Source organism: Bradyrhizobium sp. SHOUNA76 (genome assembly GCF_023006445.1).
Classification (GTDB): Bacteria; Pseudomonadota; Alphaproteobacteria; order Rhizobiales; family Xanthobacteraceae; genus Bradyrhizobium.
Map to the genome: position 1 here is coordinate 1 of NZ_JALBHA010000561.1, position 3,873 is coordinate 3,873.

General features: G+C 56.0%; 3 protein-coding genes and 1 tRNA gene. 3 read left to right on the plus strand and 1 reads right to left on the minus strand.

Going from position 1 to position 3,873, the window contains the following annotated elements:
* The 3 genes from MOV74_RS33245 to MOV74_RS33255 all read left to right on the plus strand — a co-directional run.
* The coding region (locus tag MOV74_RS33245) for a hypothetical protein (protein WP_246931223.1) at positions 1-377 on the plus strand (377 nt) is incomplete at its 5' end.
* A 579-nt stretch (positions 378-956) separates the two neighbouring features.
* The gene (locus MOV74_RS33250) at positions 957-1,115 is read left to right on the plus strand and encodes a hypothetical protein (protein WP_161497212.1); all 159 of its coding nucleotides are present in this window, start codon (positions 957-959) and stop codon (positions 1,113-1,115) included.
* A gap of 233 nt (positions 1,116-1,348) precedes the next feature.
* Positions 1,349-3,457, plus strand: a complete 2,109-nt coding sequence (locus MOV74_RS33255) for a sensor histidine kinase (RefSeq protein ID WP_246931224.1) — start codon at positions 1,349-1,351, stop codon at positions 3,455-3,457.
* A 196-nt stretch (positions 3,458-3,653) separates the two neighbouring features.
* Here MOV74_RS33255 and MOV74_RS33260 read toward each other — a convergent pair.
* Positions 3,654-3,730, minus strand: a tRNA-Pro gene (locus MOV74_RS33260).
* Positions 3,731-3,873 lie beyond the last annotated feature (143 nt).

Here is a 3,873-nt window from a genome sequence, read left to right on the forward strand (position 1 = left end):
GACGGCGGCCTTCGCCCTCGCGCGCCATTTCGCGCTGTGAGGGAATTCGTATGACGTCCGACCCCGAGGAGCAGGTGCGGCTGCAAGGATTTGGCGAGATGACGTTGCGCACAGCCGTCGCGACGCTGATGCAGCTCGCGCCGGGCGAGCGAGCGGACGCCGCCATCTTCCGCGTCCGCGACGACGTCCGCCTGGCGCAAAGCGAGATCGCCGAGCTCGCATCACACTGGGGCATCGAGCCCGCGCCCAATGTGCGATCGCCGGGACTGGTCCCGGATCAGCACTGGCCGGACGTCGTGCGCGGCATGGTGCGCGAGGCACCGTTGCCGTCGCTGATGGTGGCGTTTCTGGTGGGGATGCTGGTGGCGAGAAGGTGAGTGTAGGATGGGTAGAGCGAAGCGAAACCCATCACTTTCCTTCCCGTCGAGAGCTTCGATGGGTTTCGCTTCGCTCTACCCATCCTACGAGCTACGAGCGGTAGTCCTCTGACTTACCGGCAATGTCGGATCGGCGTTAGCTCATGAAGAGCCATGCCGCCGCGGCAAGCGGCCCTGCCCGGCCAAATCGGCCGTGGACCCGCCCCGAAAATCGTTGCAGAAAGGCGTTCCGAGGCGCTGGCGGCCGGTCGGCCAAGCCTCTGGAAAACGTCAACTTTTGGAAGAATGGTCGGAGTGGCAGGATTCGAACCTGCGACCCCTGCGTCCCGAACGGTTTTTCCTGCTAGAAGCATCTTGAATTTCCAGCATTTTTTTCGCCGTTTGTGCGCGATCTTCCTCGTTTGTCACGTTATTCTTCGGGGGTATTCGGGGGGTAACGCCTAGTCTCCGTTGAGCCCACTTTCAATCTTCTCGGACGCTGATTGCCCACGCGATTTGTGGATTGGTGCTCTTTGTGATGAGGGAACTTCGATCGACTCAGCGAACCTATCGCGGGGGCTTAGCCACAGGAGACCTCTGATGAGCGAACGCGATTGGGAAGAAGAAAAGCGTACCGTTCTTGGTCGGTTGTTCGATGCAGCATTCGGACGCCGGGAAGCCTCTGAAGAAGAGATGGGTCAGGACATCCATTGGCTAGGTACGGTCAACAGACACCTACGCGACGATGACGACGATTAGCTTCCGCCGATCTCCGCCCCGCAACGTTACGAGGCCGCCTAGTTGGCGGCCTTTTCCTTATACATCACATGGCAGGCCGAACCCGGGACAAACTATCCAGTTTGAAAGGGCGATCGGCTTCGCAATGATCTCGCTCTACTGCGTCGCTAAGCAGACCCGTACCGTCAAGCGCCAAGTTTACAATGCAACCTAGGAAGTGCATTGTTTGATTTTTAAACTCATGGGACACCCCGGTGCCGACACTTACCCCCAATATCGAAAATCGAGTTCGGAAGCTCGCCAAACCGTCGAATGCAGCCCAAGGGCTGCAACCTCTGTTCGAGGCGGTTAGCAATTCCGTCTATGCGGTTGAGGATCGGTTTGAAAAGGAAGTTGGCAAGGGAAAAATTTCCATAAGCGTCACGTCGCTTTCGAGTCCGGATAAAATCGAGATTGTGGTGTCTGACAACGGCATCGGTCTCGACACCAACCGGTATGAGGCGTTTTGCACGATCGACACGGATTTCAAGCGCGCCAAAGGTGGCAAAGGCGTTGGTCGCCTGTTTTGGTTGGACGCATTCAAAGAAATCATCGTCGAGAGCGTTTACAACACCACGAACGGGCGATCGCGCAGGGTGTTCTCGTTCGTATTGGATAACAAAGAGCAAATCAGACCTAGCGTCGAAGACCAGCCGGCGGCAGCTCTCTCAATTGGTACAACGATCACATTCCGAGGACTGCGCACGCAGGAGTATGCGGATACGTTTCCAAAGCGCGCAGACACTTTCCTTCGTTACTTCAGCGCACACTTCATTGCTGACTTCTTGATGGGCGACGGTCCAACAATCGAGGTCGACCTCGACGGCGATCTGACCACATATCCACAGGCCGTTGCCGATCTGACCGTCGGGAAGCCGCTGAAAGCGGACTCATTCGAATTGAAGGGGTTTGGGAATTTTTCAATTATCGGATTCACGTGTCGAGCAGAAGCCAGCACGGGCCTCGACGGAAAGCATCAACTGCATCTGCTCGCGAATGGTCGCACCGTCGAAACTCGGAAAGTCGACAATCTCCTTGGAGTGACGAACCTTGAGCGCAACTCAGAGAGAGACTTAGTTTTCCACGGGTGTGTATCGGGTGAGTACCTTGACGCGCGCGTGAATGAGGGGCGAACAGCGTTCAATTTGACAGAGAAGACGCTCAACCAGATCAGCCGCGGCTGTATGGAGAAGGTTCGAACGACGCTACTGCCGGCGCAGGTCGAGGCCTATGTTAAGGAGCGACAAGCGAACTATCAGTTCTTCGTTTCTCGATACCCCACTTTTGGATTTGATGATGACGAGACGCAGCTTGAAAGAGTGCCGTTTCACGCGACGACAGCCGAGGAGTTCGCGGCAGGCTTGGTAAAATATCAAATCCGACGCGAAGAAGATCGACAAGACGCACTGCAAACACTCATCGAAGCACTCGATTTGGAGCGCGTACCTGCAAATTTTCAACAGATAGTCATCGATGCTGCAAAAGGCATTCAGGCTTCCGAGCAACTTGCGTTGGCGCAGCACGTCGTTCGACGCAAACTTGCATTGGAACTTCTGGAGAAATTGATAAAACGGATTCGGACTCGTGACGGCAAAGATGATGACCACCACCTCGAAAAGACGCTGCACTCATTCATCGTCCCAATGGGAGTACGTGGCGACAATCCGAAAGAGATTAAGAGTCGTGCTCATGAACTCTGGATTGTAGATGAACGGCTGGCCTTCACGAGGGCGTTCGCTTCGGATAAGCGCCTTGATGCTATACTTGCCAAAGGCGGCTCCGCCGATCGCCCTGATCTCCTACTCTGGGATCTCGCTTACGGCTTAGGTGTCACCGAGTCTGACGAACTGGATTCGGTCAACGTCTCGGAACCGTTGCGCACGGTAATGATCGTGGAGTTCAAGAAGCCGGGCCGCACCTCTTATCCGGCAGCGGAAGATCAACTTGAAAACCAGATAACGAAGTACCTTGCGCAACTGCAAGGTGGAGAAATCGAGTCATTCGACCGTACTAGGGTTCGAGTGGCCCACGACTGCATCTTTCATTGCTATGTTGTGGCCGACATTATCGGTGACTTGAAGCAGCAACTATCAAATTGGGAAACGACGGCGAACGGACAGGGACGCATCCGTCCGCTCAAGAACCAATACCGAGGATCAATTGAAGTCATCCAATGGCAGGACCTTGTTAATGACGCATGGATGCGGAACAACGCCACTTTGCGAGCGGCCGGTCTCAGCCGATCAAGGCCGACGCTCACCACCGGATTGCCTCCTCACTCCGAAGTCTCACGCGAACAGGCTTTCGAGCCAGCAGGCAAATGAACTGACAAGTTCTGACGGACCGGAATAGGTACGCGTGCTGTTTGCATGCAAACGAGCGCAGACATTCTAGGAGGATGTGGTACGAACGGCGCCGAAACCGATCATTTGGCGGCGCGCTTCCACCCAAGAACCCTGCGTTCTTCGGGGGATTGTTCGGGGGGCAAAAAGCGCTCTCACGCTAAGTGCTTGAAATTGTTGGTCGGAGTGGCAGGATTCGAACCTGCGACCCCTGCGTCCCGAACGCAGTGCTCTACCGGGCTGAGCCACACTCCGACAAGAAGGCGGCTTATAGCGTCGGGTTTGACGCACCGCAAGCGGCCGAGATGAGGAATTTTGTCCCTGTGAAAACGGGCCTTGAAACGTTGATTTTACCGGCCGGCGAGGCCGGCGCGGAGGCTGCCGCGCGGCGGCTCGCC